Raw genomic sequence first — 17551 nt, 5'->3', positions numbered from 1 at the left:
AGCCCTGGGCCGTGCGGGTCTCGCGGATCCTGAGCGCACAGGACGGCACGGCCCAATGGTATCCCGACACCGCCCGCATTGTGCCCGAGGTGCGCTTCGAAGGCACCGCCATCTATATCGCGATGGATGCCTCGGGCTCCATGTCTGGCTCTCGCATGGGCGCACAGATCACTGCCGTCTCCCGCCTCATAGACGAGATCGGCAAAAACAACCTCGCCCTTGAAGGCGCAAGCCCCAATGACATTCAGATCCTGACCTATGCCGCAGAAGTCCAAAGCACCATTCTGCGGCGCGATGCAGATAGCACCGCCTATGGCGAGTTGAGCGACTGGCTTGAGGGGTTGTCGCATTTTACCGATGGGGGCACGGATTTTGGCGCCGCGGTCAGTGAGGCAGAGGCGTTCTTTGAGGATGTTGATGTCAGTGCTGGCCCTTCCACCAAGCGCCGCGTGCTGATCTTTGTCACAGACGGAGAGCCAAGCCCCACCTCCAGCGTCACTGCCGCCAAAGCCACATTGGCCCGCATTGCTGATCTCGATGTCTATGCCTTCAATATCGCCCTGCCCAATACTGCCTATACCGCAGAGTTAGACAACACCCCCGTAGATGGCGTGCCCATTGTGCCGGAGGGAGATCCGGATGCATTGGTCGCCTCTTTCCGCTCGGGCTTTGGGCGCGACCCGGATATGAACCCCGCCCATATCATCCGAGAATGCCTCACCAATGAGGATTGGGGGCTGGGCTATAGCACCGCCGACATTGGCCCAAGCTTTGCAGAGGCCGCTGATACGCTCTTTGCCGAGAGCTTTGGCCTCTCGCTTCTCTGGCAGCGCGAAAGCGCCATTGAAGATTTTATCGCAGACATTCTCTCCCACATAGATGCGTACCTCTACATCAACCGCCGCTCGGGCCGCTGGGAGCTGCGCCTTATTCGCGATGATTATGACGTGCAGGCCATTCCGGTCTTTGATGACAGCAACATCGTGGATTGGGGCGAGCTCGGCCGGCGCGAGGCCAGTGATCTCATCAATGCACTGACCCTGCGCTTTACCGACATCCGCACCGATCAGACCGGCACAGTCAGTGTGAGTGACACCAGCCTTGTGCAAGAGTTCGGACAGGTCATCAGCACCACATTGGACTATCCCGGCATTCGCCATGAGGCGCTGGCATCGCGCGTGGCCGCCCGCGATCTGCAGGCCCTCTCTGCACCGCTCCTGTCAGGTGAGATCACCGTCACCCGCGCAGGCGCCGATCTGGACCCGGGCGATGTGATTGCCCTTACCAGCCCCGAGCGCGGGCTCTCCCATGTCATTATGCGCGTGGCGGAGATGGATTTGGGCGACGGGCGCAAGAACGGCATTGGCCTTAAACTCGTCGAAGATGTCTTTGCGCTTTCCAGCACTGCCTTTGTGGGCGGCGAGAGCAGTGAGACCGGCGCGCTGATCGTGCCGCCCAAACCGCTAGAGCGCCGCTGGGTGGCGGAAGCGCCATATTGGCTCTTGGTGCAAGAGTTGGGCCACACCCAAGCCGATGCGCGCCTGGACGAAGACCCGGATGCCGGTGCGCTGGTGGCGATTGCCGAGCGCCCCTCACCGGATGCGCTCTCCGCGCAAGTCTGGCATGACATGGGCAGCGGCTATGAGCCACTGGATCCTGTCGAGTTTGCCCCCACAGCGCTCTTGGGGGAAGACCTCTCCGAGGATCCCGAGCATAGGCAGGTGGCCGTGGGCGGCGGGCAAGGGCTCGAAGATGTCACCATTGGCACGCTGGCCAGTATAGGCGAGGAACTCCTGCGCGTGGACGGCGTAAGCCCGACGACACTTACACTTGGGCGCGGCTGTCTCGATACCGTGCCCCAAGCTCACGCAGCCGGCACGCCGGTGATCTTCTGGCACGCACTGGCCAATGCCACGGATCCGGTCTTTAGCGCCGGAGAGGACCTCTCGGTCAAGCTCCTGCCGGAAACAGGCTTTGGCACATTGCCATTGGTGCAGGCGCCTGAGGATCAGATCACTATGGCTTCGCGCGCCATCCGGCCATTACCGCCGGGCAATATCCGCGCCAACGGGCAGGCCATGGCCGATATCAATGCGCTGAATGACGGCCCGCTTCACCTGACCTGGGCGCATCGCGATCGCCTGTCACAAACCAGCCAGATCATCGACGCCCATGCCGCAGCCAGCATTGGGCCCGAGCCCGGCGTGTTTTATCGTCTGGAACTCAGATGGGTGGATCCTGGCACGGACACCGCACTAGAGCCGCCGGCCAAGGTGCTGGAGGCCGGCACGGGCACCAGCTTCGCGTTTCTTAAAGAAGAGATCCCGACCGACCAAGCGCCGCCGCTGACCAAACACATCGAGCTTTCCCTGCGCGCTCATCGCACCACCGGCACCATCACCTATGGCGCCTGGCAGGCACGTTCCATGCGCTTTTACATGCCCGACGGGTTGAAGCTCTCGGGAGCAGAGATGTGGCTGGGCTTGGGCACGGGCGCAGATCTCGAGGCCCATGTCGCCGAAGCCTGGGCCGATCACAGTGATCTGGACCCGCAAAACATCCTTGGCGCTGAAAGCTTTACCGAGCACGCCACCACAAAAGCCGTCTCGGCTGACCGCATCAGCATTTACATAGAGGTAGACCCTTAAACATGAGCCATGTCCTTCATCTCGGCCATCAGACCTTCGATCTCATGGGGGCGGATACGCTGATCAGCACCGATGCTGCCGGCTTTGATCCCGCTCTGGATACAAATTGCATCAAGCTCAGCTTGTCCACCAGCGCCGTGCAGCCCTTCTCGGCAGACTGGGCAGCGCCTNATTGCCGTGGGCGCCGAGATCACCATGGATTTATATGTTGATGGCGTTCTGCAAAGCTCGGCCACCACACCCAACACAGGTGGCATGGGCATGCCCGTCAAATGCATCTGGAAGAACCAGGGGATGCATGGGCATTACACCAACACCGTCTGGTACATTGCCCATATCGCTGTTCTGGATGGTGTCTCCACCATTGGCCGCCGCTTTGTGCGCCGCAGCCCCGATCAGACCGGCGCTTATGATCAGTTTACGGGCGGGGTGGCGGCCCTCACTGATGAGGATCCTCTGAGCCGCGCCACAAGTGATGTCATTGGCCAGCGACTGTCCTTCACGCTGGAGGGGCCCGCAGGTCCAGAAGGTCAGCCCAATATTGCCGGCGTGCATGTCAAAAAGACCGCGCAGCTTGGGGCGGCCGGTCCCACGGGACTGGCGAGCTTTTTGCGGATGGGCGGGGTGGATTATGATGCAGCCCCCGTTACGCCCGGGGATATTGCGCCCACCACCCATTACACCAGCTGGGCCAGCAATCCCGTGGATGGCAGCGATTGGGAGAGTGCCAGCTTGCCTGCGGAGATTGGGTTGGTGTCGTCATGAGTGGGGATGAGAGGACACGGGCTGATCCGGCCAGAGGCGCCGTTTCTACGCCCAGCGCTCCGATCAGTGCACCGACCAGCGCACCGGCTCAAGCGATGCAGATCTCACCAATTGAACTGGAGGCCATGCTGACGCGTGCCGCCCAGCAAGGCGCCAAGCAGGCACTGGCGGATGTCGGGCTAGAGGGCAAAGACGCGGCGTTGGATATCCGCGATTTGCGCTCGCTTCTAGACTGTGTGCGCTTTGTGCGCCGCACGGCCGTGCAGACCACCGTTCATCTCATCACCACAGGTCTGATCCTGGCGCTCTTGGCCGGCATTGCGCTCAAGCTCAGGATTTTTGGGTCTGGGGGATGAGAGGGGAGCCGTAAGCTGAAACGCCGGCTGAGCCGGATCAATCAATCATCAGACAGTACCGACCATTGCCGCCCTGCAGATCCTCTGTGGGGCGGCTTTCTTTTTTGGAGGAATGTATGAACACGACCTATTACGACCACTGGCGTGATGTGCCGGAGGGCGCCTGGCGCTGGCCCAATTTTAGTCCGGCGGAAGTCGCCTGCCGCGGGACGGGCAAACTGCTGGTCAATGAGGCGGCGCTCGACAAGATTCAGGCGTTGCGCGACCGGCTCGGCAAGCCGTTGATTGTGCGTTCTGCCTATCGCAGCCTGGAGCACAATCGCGCTGTGGGTGGGGCCAAGCGGTCCAAGCATATGGAAGGCGCGGCCTTTGATATTGCCATGGGGAACCACGATCCCGCCGCGTTCGAAGCCGTGGCGCGGGAGGTCGGGTTTCTGGGGTTTGGTTTTTATCCGCGCTCGGGGTTTATGCATGTCGATCTTGGGCCAAAGCGGGAGTGGGGTGAGCGGTTCCCGGTCAGAGCGACTGCGTTTGCCGAAGAAACGCCACCAGCGCGGGAAGAGTTGGCCCAAAGCCGGACCATGAAAAGCGGTGGTGCCGCTGGGGTGGCGACCCTGGGCGCGGCGGGCGTGGAGGTGGCGCAGCAGGTGCTGGCTGAAACTCAGGAGGCCATCCTTCCGCTGTTGCCATACCTCGACACGCTCCGCTGGGTGTTTATTGCCCTGGCGCTCGGTGGCATCGCGGTCACGATCTATGCCCGGCTTGATGATTGGAAACGAGGGCAGCGATGATTGGGGCGATCTTGGGCCTGGTGGCGGGCAGTGCCGCCGGCCGGCGGCTCGTGCATTACGGCGCCGTCGCTTTAGCGGTTGCGCTGTTTCTGCTGTCGATCCGGCGTTCCGGCGAGCGCGTTGGTCGCATGACGGAAAAGTTGGAGCAGCAGGAGAAAGCACATGTCATTCAGCGAAGAATGCTGGAGGCGGCGGCGCGCCGTCCTCGTAATCGCGACGAGCTTGTTGAGCGGTTGCGGGACGGCGGGTTTTGACTCAGGCGGTGGGGCGGTGTGTCCGCCGGTTGTGGAGTACAGCCGGGAATTGCAGGCTCGGGCGGCTGAGGAGTTGGCAGCGCTGCCGGACGGATCGGCCATCGTCGAGATGATGGCCGATTATGCTGTGATGCGGGAGCAGGGGCGGGTGTGCCCAGGCCCCCTGCCCTCACTCCAATGAACCATCGTCCTGAACGCGAACTTGGCGGTTTAGTCGCGTGAGGCGTTCACTAAATACGGCTTCCAATTTCCGAATGTGGTTTGAAAGCCAGGCAATCATTTCAGGCCAATCCTCGCGATTAAACCCGTCAAACGGTTGCGCATAAACAATGCGACTTGCCTTCTTGTCATCCATGCGGCGCCAGTCAATTTCGGCGCCAAATTCCTGTTCAATTTGCTCTTTTTCGCCAAAAAGCTGGTCAAACAGCCATTTATTTTCCGCGGTTTCAGACCGTTGCAGACTGATTTCAACCCGCGCTTCATCGCGCGAAAAAATCATCTGATAGGGACAAGACCGCATGCCGGAACCCGCGCTCAGCCAGTGGTCCTTAGCCGGGTTGATGTTCTGATAGAGCGTAACCCCGTCCAATCGAAGCTGCTCCAAAACCGCTTCCCAGAAATTCAAGCGCAGCTTATGGCGCTTTTTCTGTGTGTTTTGCACAGCTTTTTCTTCGCTTTCATTTTTCGAGCGAATTCGTGCGATTATTGCACACGTGATTTATGAACGCGCCAGGTGATTGATATCATTGGATTTAGAAAGACGTGCATAAGTCTTGATTTATGCACGCACCACAATCAAGCTACTTGCTCTTGCCGGGATATGATGCCTGCTGCCCAAGTTTCAAGGACGGCGATCTCGGCTTCAATTTCACCTGGAGTCGGCAATCTTTGATTGAGTTCTCCTGGCTGGCTGTGCAGGAGTTGCGAGCAACGGCCATAGGCTTCGCGCATATCGTGGCAGTCTTGCTCTTGCAGGACGGTCAAGCGAATTAGTCCGTCGGTCTGCACCTTCTTGGCCAGTCTCTTGATAACAGGCGATACCGCGTCTTCAACGGCTCGCTCCCATGCCTCGCGTAACTGTTCCGAAAACGAACGAACCTCACGTCGCCAATTCGCTTGGTCGCCACGCTCATGATGTATTTTCACATTCCCCAAGTGATTTCGCATCTGCGTAACCACTTTTTGGACGGGCAAAACATTGGCTGGTGGTTCCGTATTGCAAAAGCCAGCAGCATCCCTGCCCCGACTGACAACCCGGTATGTAATCGGTATTGCCGCGTGATCTCGTGTTTCACGGCAGGCTTCCTCTAGCAGCACCAGAAAGGCAATGTCATGCGTGAAAATTACAACTTGCCTATTCAAGCTTTCTATCGCCAGTCGTTCCGCAACTCTGTCCCTGTGATTGTGGTCAAGCGATGAAACGGGATCATCAAATACGATGCCTGAAGAAGTCTCAACCGTAGACAGATCAGCAAGGAAAGCCGCCAAGGCAACACAACGATGTTCTCCCTCGCTTAATATTTTTCCGACCGGCTCATCCGGCTTACTTATCATTCGAACATGGAACAGCGGTATCCCGGCGGAAGTGCGAGCATGTCGCAGTTCTATGGCGTGTTGCTCTGCGACGCCAAGCCGTGCGACCTCCTGCGCGAAGCGGGCTCGAAGCCTGTCCGTTACAAGTCGCGTCGCAAGGTCTGCGCTCAGAGTAGTGATTTTGTTGGTTGCTGTGGTTTTCTGCACTGCCTTGATGGCATCCACGGCCTTCAGTCGCTTGATCTGTTCCAGCACATCAGTTTTGACCGTTCCTAACCATTGGTGGGCCGCCAGATCGTTATGCTCGGCTATTAGGGCTTTTCTCTCTGGCGACTCCTTCTCGGCCAAAAAGCCGCTCGCCCGTGTCCCCAACCCTTGCGCAAGCGCGGTCATTTCAGCATCCGGCACCGCGACCACCGGTGTTTGAATAAGGGCATCCTCAACCCCAACAGCCTTAAGGATCGAGCGCAGCCGCCACGCATTCATAACAGCGGAGCGCTTGACGGCCATTGCCAGTTCTTCATCAGCCATGTTGTCTCGGATCAGGGACACAAATTCATGAATATTCTTCATGGAAATATGGGTTTCTTGCATCGCCGAGCGGGCTGAAACATAGGCGTTTCGGGCTTCGTCTTCTCGCCTCTTACTCTCATCCAGCACAAAGGATTCAAAACGGCTCAAACGCTCTGTCGCTTCGGGGCTCAATTCCTGATGACATAGGACACACCGAGCATCATCTCCGGTGACCGGGAATTCCTGTTCAGGAAATGCCCGTTCATTGGAAAAGGTGCGGGCGGCCTCCCAAAGGGATCGCCACACATCTGATCCGACTTCAGGCAACGGCTCATCTGAAAACAGGTCCGCCGACACCAAGGCAGAAGCTGAGCGGGCAGTCGCATGAGCCTCGTACAATTGGCCAAGGCTTGCATTGCTTGCGTCACTGACGGCATTCGCTAGCTTTCTCAGGCGTTCCTTTGCCTCGTCTATATGCGTCTTCTGCGTTTGAAGCTGACGGGCAACCCGTGCCGGATCGTTCGCAAGGTCAGCAGCAAGGATTTTCAATTGTGCTTCATCGGTTTCAGATAGTCCTGCCAGTTCCTCCACCTTGGCATCCATAGTCTTGGAAGAAAGGCCAGATAAAAGCTTTCCGACTTCTGTTTCCGGCGCACATTCAGGGTTTTTCAGGATCGCTGGCGTCTGGCTTTCGATCACCCTGATCTCGGAATCCAGCTTGCTCTTGATCTCTTTACAGGTTTCAGCCAGCGCAGCCATGACCCTCAAGGGAAGGGGAGTATAAGCGAGGTCATTAGTGGCATCCACATGGACAGCCGCCGTGCGGCTGTCAAAGACACTGATTGCTGTCAGTCTAGCATCTGCTGCTGCTCCTTGTTTCCACGCAACAGATTGGTTTTGCCCGCCTATGCGAAAACCGACTTCGGCCTGTGGAATTCCGCGCTGTGCCGCATAGATGTTCTGCAGAACGATATCATCCTTTGGCAACCGGGCTCGACACGCCTGCTTCAAAACGCGGGCATAACCCGATTTACCCGCTCCGTTATCGCCATAGATCACGGTCAAGCCAGTCTTATTGAATGACAGGGTTTCGCCAGGTTGCAGGGCATTCACATGCTCTAAGTTATGCAACTTGGAAAGCGATACCTCCACATTCGATGCAGCCGGATCTCGGATATGATCGGCCGCAATAGGATTACCTTCCTTTTCCCCTTTGCAAATTTCCAGCAAGTCATCCAGATCGGACTGTTCCAACTTGTCCTTACTACACAACCGACGCAGCGCATCCCGTTGCCACGCAGGGCAGTTAGCTGACCAAGTGACAATCTCTGAAAGCACCTGTGCTTCGGATGACCCATTATCTTCAGAAACTGTCGGAGTTGGGGGCAAATCTTCACTACTCATAACGCTACCTTTCTTTCAGACACGCTTCTTGCGGATCGTAGACATAGCCTGAAATCGTGCCGTCCTTGATCCGCTCGACCGCTTCCTTGATCACGAAAAGCGGAACGAGAAACCATTCACGCGGCACAACTGGCCGCCCGAAGCGATCCATGATCTCGATCTCAAGCCGTGCAGGCTCGAAGATGCGGTGAATCAGGTTTTCTAGCTTCGTTCGATTGATGTTGTGGAGCTCGTAGGTCGCCACGATCTCTACATTTGCCATCAAAAATGTCGGTTGAAGGTGAGCCCCCGCGATGCGCTTTTCCACGCTCATGTTGGTCACACCGATCTTATGCACCAGCTCTCGGTTTTCAGCGACGAGCGGGTGATCGGCCTTGCTCCGCAGTACATAGATCGTGCCGCTTGCCTCGTCGCCGTCAATCGTCTGATCAGAAAATAGGGGACCGGCGGTCGGCTCGGTGATCCGTCGCCCTGCCTCGTCTTTGTTCAAGGCACGCTGAAGCGATCGCATCAACATGTTGCTCTCTGTGCCGTTGTCGAAGATCACGCGCAAACGGGCATCTGTGCGCCCCTGGTCGGTAATTGTCGTCTCGCCCTTATCCGCGACGTAGGCTTTCTGACCGCCGACGATAAAAAAGCGCCCTTTCTCGATCTCAGCCTTCATCTCGAAGGGTCGCGTGTCACGCAGATCGCTATCCAGCTCCTTTTGCACCTGCTCAAAGAGCGGCTTGAAGGTCTCGAAATCTTCACATTTGTCACGGCTGGCCACCTCTTCAGCGGCCTTCTTCTCAGCGGTCGATCGAACGTGCTTCAGCTCCGTGATCGGGGGGGCTTCGACCTCGATCCCCAACTCTGCCAGAAGGGCATCATCGTCGAGCTCTTCCGCGTCAGCCAAAGGCACTTTGGCTGCGCCGGTCAAGAGCCCCGTCTCATCCAAAGGCTCGACAAGCTCGCGGCATTCCTGAAGCTCAAGAATGCGGTCTAGCCTGACAGCGTAAAGGCGTTCGAAAATGTCACGCTCTTCGCCGTGCTGTGGCGCGGAACCATGTTCCTCAGTGAAGCGCTGTATCTCTTCGAATCCCGCAATGATGCGTTCTTCGCGCGGTGTGCGCGTGACGACTTTCTTAGTCTCAACCTCGACGCCAAGCTCAGCCAGGAGCGCATCATCTTCTTGAGTGAATTCTTTAACCATTAGCGGCCTCCTGCTTCATCCGCACAAGGTAAGCCACGCCCTCAGCCATCTTCTTTTCCCAGGCATCGGCCGAAGTGATGTCTGGCAAGCGTCCACGCTCTTGCTTGAACTTGGCAGCGCGGCGCGCCAGATCACGCGCCTCTTCAGGGGAAAGCTGCACCTTCTTCGCTGAAATCACAGCCGCAACTTGCTTGAGGCTTTCCTCGCTCATTGTCTTGGCCAGGATTGCATAGGCTTCACCAAACGGATTGATCCGGTCGATCAGGTCGATGTCGAGCTCGCGCACGTCCATCGCAAATTTGCGCACGCCGTCGATCAGCGCCGTGTTGCCGCTCACTTGGGCATCATCAGACGCAGAAAGCGCGACCTCCTTGGCCTTCTGGGTCAGGTTCAAGGCTGCAACTGCGTGCTGGCGCACAGCCTCCTGATCCTCAGCATCAAGCTCGGGGAACTTAGCCCCGACAATCTTGCCCATGCGCACCTGCGTCAGCTCTTCGGGCACAAGCTCTTCGTCAAACAACCCGCGTTCGATCGTCGTCTTGTCCTGGACAAAGGCGGTGATCACTTCGTTCAAATCCTCTTGGCAAATGCGCTCGGCCTCTTTGCTCTTCGGTTCTGCCAGTCCCTTAATCTCGATCTGGAACTGTCCGCTTGCCTCGTTGAAACCCACGTTCTCCTTCGCAGGATCATAGCCGCCTTCGCCATAGTCAAAACCTTCGACCGGCCCGCTCTTTGGGCTCTTCGGTGTGAAGTTGAAACGCGGAGCAAGCACCTGCTCCATGAGCAAGCTAGCGGCGATCGCCTTCAGCGTATCGTTCACCGCTTCAGTGACGGCGGCTTCGGCCGCGTCCGGCTCAGCGATCAGGTTGGTGAAGCGGGCGCGTGACTTGCCTTCAGCGTCACGGGTTGCGCGGCCGATGATCTGCACGATCTCTGTCAGGCTCGCCCGATAGCCAACTGTCAGCGCATGCTCGCACCAAATCCAATCAAAGCCCTCTTTAGCCATGCCTAGGGCAATGATGATGTCCACATGATCACGATTGTTCTTCTGGGCGGGGTCTTTCAGCGCGCTCGATACCTTGTCACGCTTCACCGCCTCATCATCCACCAGATCGGCGATCTTCAACACGCGCCCCTCGGGCGTCTTCACGAGCTGAAAGCCCGTCGCGTCGTCTGTTCCTTGCCAATCCCCGAGGGCGTCGATGATGTGCTCGACTTCCTGATGCTTGTCCTTCGTGCTTTCGCGCGAATTCACGTTCGGGATGTGCAGGATCGTCTTCTCGTTCGGATCGAGCACCTTCAGGATGTCATCGGCATAAGAGCCCGAATAGAAGAAATACCCGATATCAAGCGTTTTCAGGTATTTGTAGCCGTTCAACTGCTCGTAGTAGGTGTAGGTGATGGTGTCGAACTTTGCCTCGTTCTCGGGCAACAGGATCGGCACAGCGTCACCGCGAAAATAGCTGCCGGTCATCGCCACGACATGCACGCGGTCACGCGCGATAAAGTCGTTAAGCTGCTTGCCTAGGATACTGTCCTCGCTTGCTGAAACATGATGGAATTCGTCTACGGCAATCAGCCGATCATCGAACGCTTCCACCCCAAGCTTTTCAACGGCAAAGCGAAAGGTGGCATGGGTGCAGACAAGAATCTGATCATTGCTCTCAAGGAAAGCTGTGACCGATTTGACCTTGCCGCCGTCCGTCCCAGGCGAGTTGCACAGATTCCATTTTGGCGCGACCTGCCAATCTGCCCAAAAGCCAAACTTGCTCAGCGGTTCGTCGTTGAAGCTCGCCCCGATCGACTTTTCGGGCACCACCACGATCGCTTGGCTGATCCCTTGGTTGGCCAGCTTGTCGAGCGCAATGAACATCAAGGCGCGGCTCTTGCCCGACGCGGGGGGCGACTTGATCAGAAGATACTGCTCGCCCCGCTTCTCATAGGCGCGCTCCTGCATCGCCCGCATGCCAAGCTCGTTCGACTTGGTCGAGCCGCCATTCTGGGCGTAGGTCACGGAAACAGAGGGAACGCTTTTGATACTGGTCATCTGGCTATGCTTTCATTCTCGAATTGGGCTTGTTTAAATCCTTGGTGGTCATCTTAGTGTAGAGCTCAAAGAGCTTCTCCAGACGCTCGGTGTCGTTACGGAAGCGGCGACCGATGTAGATGCGCTCAAGGGTTTCGTCGTTGCGGTCATGGGCGGCGCGCAGGTCGGCGGGCATTTTTTCGGGATCGTAGAGATCGGCGATGGTCGCGGGGAAATGCGCCTCGCGCGCCAGTAGGATGTCTTCGGCGCAGCGGGTCAGGTCTTCTTTGTTCTTCTCGGTGAGCTTTGGGACGGGGAAGGTGTTCCAGCCCATCGTGTTTGAATATCGAAAATCAGTTTTGAGCTTGCCGCAAACGGTAGCGATCCAAACAAGATGCAAGCGCGAGGCGATTAGCGCCATGTTCCAAATGGGTGCGTCGTAGAGGGCAAAAGCGCTATCTGAGACAATGGATTCAGGCGGCAGAAATCCACACGGTAAGAATTGCCGATTTTCTGATGATACTCTGGGGACCGCGATGACTGTCTCACCACCCTCCTGCCTCTTCTCATCAAAGCGGTGTGGAAATTTTGCCCCCGCGCGTGTTGCAGCCTTAGAGCTAGCAAGACGCATTTCCCTTACGGCTTCGATACGCCTTTGAACGGCGGGATTCCCACGTGCTGCTTCGGCGTCCTGATCTTTAATCCATAAGCAAAAACGGTTGATTCCACGAATGAACTCGACAGAGCCAAAAAATGGCCGAATGAATTTTTTTTGTTCCCTGTCTGTCAGACTAAGCTCTACCACTTCTGAGCCCATCAGAAGCAAATTTCCACCATCTGTAGGACCATTGCCACGGTCCATGGGATGAATTGCACTCAATGGTTTTGAGCGTTTCTCTATTGATACGATTGGGGCGGCAACAAGATAAGCGTTAATGTTTTCCGCTTCTTTAACCACAACCTCGCCATCATCAATCATCGAAAAAAGTTGGCGCACCTGTGTCGCATGATTAGAAATACCGATAATTGCGACCGTTACACCGGCATTGTGCGCTGCTAGATTTGCCCATTTGAAGCTCGTATGAGCGAAGGCGATTTCGTGGCCTGTCTGAAAGATCAGCGGCCAAAGGATCGGCACCTGCTGCCCCTGACAGATTGAGTTGGTGGATACGAAAGCCGCGCTGCTTTTTGTGTGCATCCCGAAGTCAGTCGCCTTCATGAACCAGCCCGCAACATAGTCGAGCGATTTCCAACTTGTGGTGCGCCCATCAAAAATGCGCTGCAAATCCTCTTTCTGTTCTTTGCTTTGCCAAGTGGAGCCAAGATAGGGCGGGTTCCCGCAGATGTAGGTTTCCCCGCCTTCGTTCTCGAAGTCGATCTGCGCCTGGTCGAGTGGCGAGTGAAACAAGTCATCAGCGTGGTGCTTCACACCTGTTCCTGTTGGCGGGCAGATGCTCAGCCAGTCAAGCCGCAGGGCGTTGCCGCAGGTGATCCAGTTCTGAGCATCGAGCGGCAAGAATTCGGCCAAGGCCTCCTTTTGCCCGCGATAGGTCACGTCGCACTGATACTCGGCGATGATCAGCGCCAGCCGCGCGATCTCGGCAGGGAAGTCACGCAGCTCGATCCCTCGGAAGTTGGTGATCGGGATTTCCGTGCGCCGGTCGGCTTCGTCCCTCAGTTCGTTGATTGCGGCCTCAATGGCGCGCATTTCCTTGTAAGCGATGACAAGGAAGTTTCCCGATCCGCAGGCCGGATCGAATACCCTGATCTTGGCGATGCGATTGCGCAGGTTCAAAAGTTTGCGCGGATTGTCCCCTGCGTCTTCCAGCTTCTCCCGCAGATCATCGAGGAAGAGCGGATTGAGAACTTTCAGGATGTTCGGCACGGATGTGTAGTGCATGCCAAGCGCGCCGCGTTCCTCATCGTCGGCCACGGCCTGGATCATCGAGCCGAAAATGTCAGGATTGATCTTTGTCCAGTCGAGGCTGCCGATATGGATCAGGTAAGACCGCGCGATCTTGGAAAAGCGGGGCACGTCCGTTCCGCCCGAAAACAGCCCACCGTTCACGTATGGAAAGACATTAGCCCAACGGGCAATGCCTGCCGCTGTGCGATCGTCGGCCTTGGTGTTCATGGCGCGGAATAGCTCGCTGATCACTTCGTGGGTGTTTGAGCTGTCTTTTTCGCTCATCCGCTCGATCGTGCCCGTGAACTGGTCGGGTTCGGTGAAGATGTCGGTGTCTTCGGCAAAGAAGCAGAAGATCAGCCGCGCCATGAAGTGATTCATGTCGTGGCGGCGCGCGGCCGTTCCCCATTCGGGGTTGTCCTTCAGCAGCTCGACATAGAGCCGGTTGAGGCGACCCGTCGCCTTGATGTCAAAGGCGCTCTCGCGGATTTGCTTGACGGTGCTGATCCCCGCCAGGGGCAGGAAGAACCCGAAGTGATCAGGAAAGTCGGTGTAGGCGCAGGCGATCGTCTCACCGGTGGTCAGGTCTTCGGCCTCAAGATCGGTGCCGTCAGTTGCCAGGACAAATTTCGCCTTGGCCTTGGTCGTGGCAGGGCTGGCTTTCAGCTCGGCAACGGAATTTGTGACCTCGCCTTCAGTACAAACCTTTAAATGGATTTTATTGGTCTGAAGCACACCGCCCAGATCGGACTTGTTTCGTGCTCCTTTGCGCAACATTTTGATGGTCGTGGCTTTGTTGCCAAATGCCAAAAGGAAAGCGAACGGGAACTCTTCACCATCGAAAGGCATTTCGGCCAATGCTGATATTGCTTCTTCGATCTCAACAGCATTCATGCCTGTTTTCCCTCACTCAGTCGAAATTCTTATTTTTGGAAATAGTAACAGCCGCTTATTAGCGATGCACTCGCAAAACACGCTATGCGCGAGCTATCCACATTCAAGAAAGCATGCAAGCATGCAAAGCGCCTTGAATGAAAAGCTACGCGTGAAGCCCGTTATTCTGCGTCAGCGAAAAGGATACGCCCTCGCGCTGCTTCAAGCGGGCAACCATAGCCAGCAGATTATCGGCGCGCGGGTTTCCCTTGGCGCTGAGCATGCGCATCAGGCTTTTCGGGTCTTTGTCCATATCCTCGGCAAGGGTCTCGAACCCTACGGTGGCATTCACGTAATCGCGCAGCAGCACTTTGCCCGTTTCAAGATCGTCGCTGAGCATCGCTTCGATCGCTTCACGGAACAAGCCAACACGGAACTCAGGATCGCGCTCGGCGCGCGCCTTGATAGTTTCCTTGAAATCTTTTGTCAGTGGCATGTCAGTCTCCTTTCTGTTTTCGGTTTTTATAGTCGTCCCAAAATGCCTTGGCTTGCTCGATGTCCTTGGACTGGCGTTTCTTCGTGCCGCCACAGAGCAAAATCACAAGCTTGTCGCCATCTTGGCCAAAATAGACGCGATAGCCTGGGCCGAAGGTGATACGCCGTTCGGACACGCCCTGCCCTACGGGCTTCACATCGCCCAGGTTGCCGGTTTCAATCCGCGCGAGCGCGGTTCTAACCTTCAGAGCTGCGGCCGTGTCGAGCTTGGTAAACCAATCATCGAACGGTGCTTTTCCCTCTTCAGTGACATAGACAACGAGCTCAAACATAATAAATTATTTAGTGACGCATACGTTACCAAATTTCAAGCCTTTCTTTCTACGAAAAAAAGCTGGTCTCCTGTATTCTCTTTATACCCCAAGCGGGTGCGAACCGCCGTCCAGTAGGCTCGGTGGAAGGTACGCGCAACGGTCTGATGTTGCGCCTTTCCGCACGAGATGCCAAGCGCGCGGAAACTGACGCGGAGGCCGTCCTGGATGCCTTGGGGCAAGTGACCCGCCCGGGGGCCCCGTGTGCCACTGAATCAGAAGGTCGCCGATGCTGTCACGGAGGGGCTCCGAGGACCGTTTCGTTTGGAAATCGCTATAGCGGCCGCTCGGATCAACCGCGGATCATCGAGCCTTACGGCCTGCTTCTTGGACCCCGCAGCTATCTCATTGCCAAGCCGCCCGATCGTGGTGCCGAGTTGCTGAACTTCAGAATGGACCGCATTCAATCCGCGAAATGCCTGGATGAGTGGTTTGTTCTCGAAGACGGGTTTTCCATCGAGGATTACGCCGCCCAGGCGTTTGGCGCCTATCACGACCCCGATCAGCTCAAAGAGGTAATTTGGCGGTTTAAACCGGAGGCTGCCGAGCGTGCATCGGAGTTTCGGTTTCATCCAAAGCAGACGTTACAGTACCAGGCAGATGGTAGCCTGATTGTTCGCTTTACGGCCGCCGGGTGGCTGGAAATGTCCTGGTTCCTGTACGAATGGGGTGATGCCGTTGAGGTCATTGACCCACCAGAGTTGCGCGACTTCGTGCAAGGCTATCAACGCGCGGACTTCCCATCCCTACCCTGACTGCCTCGCGATATCGCCGCGTCCACGCGCCCATGACGCAATAAATGATTCTATCGTATCAAGCGTTTCGGGATCGGCGACAGTTTCCGTGCGCAGCTCTTCGAGCGCGGCGCCCGCTTTCGCAACCGTCATCCATTCGGTTTCTGGCAAGCCTGGCGCGGACCACTTTTTGCCTAAATACTGATTGAAGAGCGCCGTTTCCTCAGAGCTAAGAAGTTCCGGGCTATAAAAAGCGATCATGCGCCGACCGAGCTGACGTAGCCGAGGGTCTGATAGGCTCGCGACGATCTCTTGACGACGCGGCCAGGTCGCACGTTGGAATTCTTGTAAGAGCTGTTTGTCGGCGTATGAATAGAATTCTCCGTAGATCTGCCTCTCAACGGGCTTTGGCGGCGCATCCGGATCTTCCACAAATCGCGCTGCCATTGCGGCACCAACTCGACTGCGGAACGCAGGTGCCCCTTCAATAACGGCAGCGCGCCGCAGCTGTTCTGCGCTGGGCGCAACCACATCGAGAAGCGCCGGTGCCTTGTTGGTAGACACCCCTCGAATGACTTTAGGGGTTGCGTCGGCCGCCGCAAAGATGGCCTCATCAGAAGCTTCCAGAAGATCGGCAGGATCCGCGGCATCCAAATCAAAGAAAGCCGCCTGCGCGTTGTTGCCTGGCGTATACCCGCAAAAACAGCCAAGGTAAGAACGCGGTTCGCCCCCTCCATAACGTGTTACCAACTCAAGAGGCCGAAAGCTCTCAAGCTTGGCTTGGACACGCGCTTTATGCGCGTTGTCGATCAGCTCAAACCAAAGCGTAGGGTCACGGGTGACGATAAGGCGTGCGATGTGGATGGTCGCCTCAACATCCCCCAGGGCATCATGCGCGTTGTGGGCCTTGAAGCCATTTGCAGGCGCCAGCCGATCAAGCTTGAAGCTCTGCCGGCCCGTGTCGTCACGAGGCCAGGTCAACAGATCAGGTTGCCGAGCATAAGCCGCGTAGACTGCAGGCAGAATGTCAAAGCGCGTGTTGCCGTTGAACTGGGTCGCGTAAACATTTGGCTGAAGGTTCTGATAGAAGGTTTGTCGCAATACCTCTTCGTCAAACCTGATCGTATTGTAGCCGACCCAAATCGCGGGGGCCCACTGCTCGGTCAGGGCGCCCACTTGCTGTGAAAACTCAAACAACGACAGATATGTTGGGTCCGTGAGCTGGCCCGGCGTAACACCCGTGACCATCAATGCGTGCGGCGAAGGAAGAATATGGGGTGTCAAACGACACCTCAAATTCACTCGATCCTTCTCCACGAAATTCTCATCCGTCCAGATAGCTGCAAACTGCAGCGGCTGGTCGAATTCGGGCGAGATTCCAGTGGTTTCCAGATCGTAAAAGACGAAGTTCATGTGCATAGCTTAGCTGGCAAATTCGGGATGGCAATGCGGATGGGCACTTGCAGCACGTGCGCTGGGAACCGGTAGTCAATATGCTTGGAGTTGTTGTCAGCTTTGCGCAGCTAGCGACCTTTGCAAGGTTAGCCTTCAGGACACACCGACATGACGCGGCCGGCCCAAACCCGACCTTGATGTTTGCATTACTGAAAGTCCGTTATGTACTCGTGGCGATCTAGATTGCGGGTGTGTACTTGATTTTTCTTTGTCACGATAAAAGAAGATTCCATGA

Annotated in this window: 14 protein-coding genes; 6 read left to right on the top strand and 8 right to left on the bottom strand. The window is 56.7% G+C overall.

The features are described from left to right. From FAP39_RS16745 to FAP39_RS16725, 5 genes are all read left to right on the top strand, one after another. Positions 1 to 2648 (top strand): phage tail protein (locus FAP39_RS16745; protein WP_138017525.1); only part of this gene is annotated, 2648 nt, incomplete at its 5' end. A gap of 195 nt (positions 2649 to 2843) precedes the next feature. Then, entirely contained in the window at positions 2844 to 3413 is a 570-nt protein-coding gene (locus FAP39_RS16740; protein WP_246059234.1) for a hypothetical protein, read from the top strand. After that, entirely contained in the window at positions 3410 to 3769 is a 360-nt protein-coding gene (locus tag FAP39_RS16735) for a DUF6127 family protein (protein WP_246059232.1), read from the top strand. Before FAP39_RS16740 ends, FAP39_RS16735 begins: the two co-directional genes overlap by 4 nt. A 116-nt stretch (positions 3770 to 3885) precedes the next feature. After that, the gene (locus FAP39_RS16730; protein ID WP_138017524.1) at positions 3886 to 4560 is read left to right on the top strand and encodes a YcbK family protein; all 675 of its coding nucleotides are present in this window, start codon (positions 3886 to 3888) and stop codon (positions 4558 to 4560) included. After that, the gene (locus FAP39_RS16725; RefSeq protein WP_138017526.1) at positions 4557 to 4814 is read left to right on the top strand and encodes a hypothetical protein; all 258 of its coding nucleotides are present in this window, start codon (positions 4557 to 4559) and stop codon (positions 4812 to 4814) included. The genes FAP39_RS16730 and FAP39_RS16725 overlap by 4 nt, the downstream gene beginning before the upstream one ends. 169 nt (positions 4815 to 4983) lie before the next feature. On the opposite strand, the gene FAP39_RS16715 is transcribed toward FAP39_RS16725, so the two are convergent. The 7 genes from FAP39_RS16715 to FAP39_RS16685 all read right to left on the bottom strand — a co-directional run bounded on the left by FAP39_RS16715 (position 4984) and on the right by FAP39_RS16685 (position 15088). Continuing rightward, positions 4984 to 5475, bottom strand: a complete 492-nt coding sequence (locus FAP39_RS16715) for a DUF4268 domain-containing protein (protein ID WP_212743442.1) — start codon at positions 5473 to 5475, stop codon at positions 4984 to 4986. A 134-nt stretch (positions 5476 to 5609) separates the two neighbouring features. Then, positions 5610 to 8264, bottom strand: coding sequence for an AAA family ATPase (locus FAP39_RS16710; RefSeq protein WP_138017521.1), 2655 nt, complete (start codon positions 8262 to 8264; stop codon positions 5610 to 5612). Positions 8265 to 8268: 4 nt separating this feature from the next. Further along, complete coding sequence (locus tag FAP39_RS16705) at positions 8269 to 9456, bottom strand: GIY-YIG nuclease family protein (RefSeq protein ID WP_138017520.1); 1188 nt, start codon at positions 9454 to 9456, stop codon at positions 8269 to 8271. Next, a complete protein-coding gene (locus tag FAP39_RS16700; RefSeq protein ID WP_138017519.1) occupies positions 9449 to 11503 on the bottom strand; it encodes a DEAD/DEAH box helicase in 2055 nt (684 codons plus the stop codon). Before FAP39_RS16700 ends, FAP39_RS16705 begins: the two co-directional genes overlap by 8 nt. A gap of 4 nt (positions 11504 to 11507) precedes the next feature. Then, on the bottom strand, positions 11508 to 14282 hold the full coding sequence (locus FAP39_RS16695) for a class I SAM-dependent DNA methyltransferase (protein ID WP_138017518.1): 2775 nt from the start codon (positions 14280 to 14282) through the stop codon (positions 11508 to 11510). Between the two features lie 145 nt (positions 14283 to 14427). Then, complete coding sequence (locus tag FAP39_RS16690) at positions 14428 to 14757, bottom strand: helix-turn-helix domain-containing transcriptional regulator (RefSeq protein ID WP_138017517.1); 330 nt, start codon at positions 14755 to 14757, stop codon at positions 14428 to 14430. Between the two features lies 1 nt (position 14758). Beyond that, positions 14759 to 15088, bottom strand: coding sequence for a type II toxin-antitoxin system RelE/ParE family toxin (locus tag FAP39_RS16685; protein ID WP_138017516.1), 330 nt, complete (start codon positions 15086 to 15088; stop codon positions 14759 to 14761). A gap of 146 nt (positions 15089 to 15234) precedes the next feature. On the opposite strand from FAP39_RS16685, the gene FAP39_RS16680 reads away from it, so the two are divergent. After that, a complete protein-coding gene (locus FAP39_RS16680; RefSeq protein WP_212743441.1) occupies positions 15235 to 15882 on the top strand; it encodes a WYL domain-containing protein in 648 nt (215 codons plus the stop codon). Here the strand turns inward: FAP39_RS16680 and FAP39_RS16675 are convergent. Next, positions 15874 to 17274, bottom strand: a complete 1401-nt coding sequence (locus tag FAP39_RS16675) for an exodeoxyribonuclease I (protein ID WP_138017515.1) — start codon at positions 17272 to 17274, stop codon at positions 15874 to 15876. The two genes, FAP39_RS16680 and FAP39_RS16675, sit on opposite strands and share 9 nt — an antisense overlap. Between the last annotated feature and the right edge of the window lie 277 nt (positions 17275 to 17551).

This window comes from Shimia litoralis, assembly GCF_005518135.1.
Taxonomy (GTDB): domain Bacteria; phylum Pseudomonadota; class Alphaproteobacteria; order Rhodobacterales; family Rhodobacteraceae; genus Shimia_E; species Shimia_E litoralis.
This window is presented reverse-complemented; position numbering and strand designations above follow the sequence as displayed.

What these genes read in the sequence shown, in the direction of transcription:
- FAP39_RS16735 (WP_246059232.1), top strand. Translation starts at nt 3,410, where the DNA reads ATGAGTGGGGATGAGAGGACACGGGCTGATCCGGCCAGAGGCGCCGTT.
- FAP39_RS16740 (WP_246059234.1), top strand. Translation starts at nt 2,844, where the DNA reads ATGGATTTATATGTTGATGGCGTTCTGCAAAGCTCGGCCACCACACCC.
- FAP39_RS16730 (WP_138017524.1), top strand. Translation starts at nt 3,886, where the DNA reads ATGAACACGACCTATTACGACCACTGGCGTGATGTGCCGGAGGGCGCC.
- FAP39_RS16680 (WP_212743441.1), top strand. Translation starts at nt 15,235, where the DNA reads ATGTTGCGCCTTTCCGCACGAGATGCCAAGCGCGCGGAAACTGACGCG.
- FAP39_RS16675 (WP_138017515.1), bottom strand. Translation starts at nt 17,274, where the DNA reads ATGAACTTCGTCTTTTACGATCTGGAAACCACTGGAATCTCGCCCGAA.
- FAP39_RS16700 (WP_138017519.1), bottom strand. Translation starts at nt 11,503, where the DNA reads ATGACCAGTATCAAAAGCGTTCCCTCTGTTTCCGTGACCTACGCCCAG.
- FAP39_RS16685 (WP_138017516.1), bottom strand. Translation starts at nt 15,088, where the DNA reads ATGTTTGAGCTCGTTGTCTATGTCACTGAAGAGGGAAAAGCACCGTTC.
- FAP39_RS16710 (WP_138017521.1), bottom strand. Translation starts at nt 8,264, where the DNA reads ATGAGTAGTGAAGATTTGCCCCCAACTCCGACAGTTTCTGAAGATAAT.
- FAP39_RS16725 (WP_138017526.1), top strand. Translation starts at nt 4,557, where the DNA reads ATGATTGGGGCGATCTTGGGCCTGGTGGCGGGCAGTGCCGCCGGCCGG.
- FAP39_RS16705 (WP_138017520.1), bottom strand. Translation starts at nt 9,456, where the DNA reads ATGGTTAAAGAATTCACTCAAGAAGATGATGCGCTCCTGGCTGAGCTT.
- FAP39_RS16695 (WP_138017518.1), bottom strand. Translation starts at nt 14,282, where the DNA reads ATGAATGCTGTTGAGATCGAAGAAGCAATATCAGCATTGGCCGAAATG.
- FAP39_RS16690 (WP_138017517.1), bottom strand. Translation starts at nt 14,757, where the DNA reads ATGCCACTGACAAAAGATTTCAAGGAAACTATCAAGGCGCGCGCCGAG.